General features: G+C 67.5%; 1 protein-coding gene and 1 pseudogene. Both read right to left on the reverse strand.

What is annotated here, in order from left to right; genetic code table 11:
- Positions 1-191: 191 nt before the first annotated feature.
- On the reverse strand, positions 192-1,253 hold the full coding sequence (locus ACFZDK_RS55785) for an IS110 family transposase (RefSeq protein WP_390987099.1): 1,062 nt from the start codon (positions 1,251-1,253) through the stop codon (positions 192-194).
- Between the two features lie 386 nt (positions 1,254-1,639).
- Positions 1,640-1,958, reverse strand: a pseudogene (locus ACFZDK_RS55790) (hypothetical protein); the annotation flags it as partial.

The raw sequence follows: 1,958 nt of genomic DNA on the forward strand, positions 1-1,958 counted from the left end.
CTGCGCACCCCCCTGTTCCCGGCCCTGCTCGTCCGTCTCTGCACGTTGGTCTTCAGCAGGCATCACGGCCTCCAAAAAAGGTCATCACAGCTTTCACCTTCACGACGTTCCCACCCCCCTCGGGGTTCACCAGCAGCCGACAGCGGAACCGTAAGCTTGACTCTGAGAAGCTGTTGATGCCCCTATGGATGTCAACTTGCGGTTCGGTTGCGCTCTGCAGGGCATGCGGCTGTCCTGATGGGGGCGATGAGCCGGTAGATTTCGCGTGCGACGTATCGCTTCAGGCACCTGATGATCTCCCGGCGGGTCTTACCTTCCGCGAGGCGCCGCCGCACGTAGTCCTGGGTACGGTCGTCCCAACGCAGGCGGCTGAGAACGATCCGGTAGAGGGCCGCGTTGGCCTGACGGTCACCGCCGCGGTTGAGACGGCGTCGTTGGGTCTTGCCGGAGGATGCCTCGACAGGGCTGGTGCCGCACAGTGCGGCGAAGGAGGCCTCGCTGCTGAGGCGATCGGGGTTGTCGCCGGCCGAGATCAGCAGGGCGGCGGCACTGTCCGGGCCGACGCCCTGCGTGTCGAGCAGGCCGGGGAAGTTTACTTCGACTCCCTCGGCTATCCGCTTGTTCAGGTCGACGATCTCCCTGGTCAGGTGCTGGATGCGGTCGGCGAGGAGTTTCAACACGTGCCGGGTGGTGCCCGCCGGACCGCGTTCTTGCGAGTCGTCCAGCTCGGCGCACCGCTTGAACAGGTGCGGGTTGCTCAGCCCTGCCAGCGACTCGCGCAAGGCGGTGTCGGCCGAGACCAGGACGCTCTTGAACTGGTTGATGGCCTGGGTCCGGGACTTGATCGCGGACCCTTTCGCGAGCTTGAGCAGCCTCAGCTCTTCGACCGGGCCGTCGCTCGTCTTCGCGGTCGCAGTCGCGCGACCGGACAGCACGGCGCGGGCCGCTGCTTCCGCGTCGACGGCGTCGGTCTTGCCACGTCGTCGGCGCGCTGCCTTGTCAGGCTGGTTGACCTCGGTCACCTCGATGCCCTCGGCGCGCAGGTAACGGCCGAGCGCGGCGCCATAGGAGCCGGTGCACTCCGCCCCTGCCCGGTGCAGGGCGCCGAACGAGCGGGCCCAAGAGACAAGTTGGTGATAGCCATCGGTGGTGGCCGGGAAGCTGCGGCCGTCCAATGCGGCGCCGAGGACGGTGACGACGGCTGCCGCGTGGAAGTCCTTGTGGGTGTCGACCCCGAGCAGGACCTCCTCCACGGCGTCGGCCGGGACGTGACACGGGGCCGTGGGCTGCGTGATGCTGGGCAAGGCCGCTTGCCTCCCTGTCGCCTCGGAACCGGTGGCCGTCGTCGGGTAGGGGAGGTCAAGACTGTGACGGTGCCTGTCGCGAAGGCCCCTATCGGGACACGCCCCCTGCCCGGCGTACCCGGCGTTCGGCCTTGCCGGCGATGAGCCTGGCGCGGAACTCGGACAGCACCGAGAAGTCAAAGCCACGGTCGGTCAGCTCCAGGCCGTGAAGTCGGCCCGGAGCGCGGTTCCGGCCTTTCGACCGGCCCGTTTCTCCGGACCGCTTCCCGCACCCGCCGTGCGCCTCTCAACGCAACGGGCGCTCCACAAGTCCCGCCCTGGGTTCTGCCGGTGTCTCATGCCGTGACCTGCCAGGGCGAGGGGATCACTGAACCCCGGTAGCGGTAGCGCGTGGTGCGTACCTTCGCCGGATTGAACAGTTCTCTTTCCTCGCTGGCCGGCCACCAGCCACCGCCGCAGAAGCGGCGTCGTAACTGCTTCCAGTTCAGTCCCGGGTGTTTTCGCCGCAGCCAGAAGATGACCCGGCCCCAGGTGTAGGAGCTCAGGTACTGAAAGGCCGGATGGTGTCCCTCGTCGTGGTGTAGGCGATCAGCTGGCGGGCTTGTTCGGGGTGTTGGGTAGTGCGGGGGCGCTTTCGAGGCGTTCGCGGTAGAG

The organism is Streptomyces sp. NPDC007901 (assembly GCF_042959465.1).
In the GTDB taxonomy this organism is placed as follows: Bacteria; Actinomycetota; Actinomycetes; order Streptomycetales; family Streptomycetaceae; genus Streptomyces.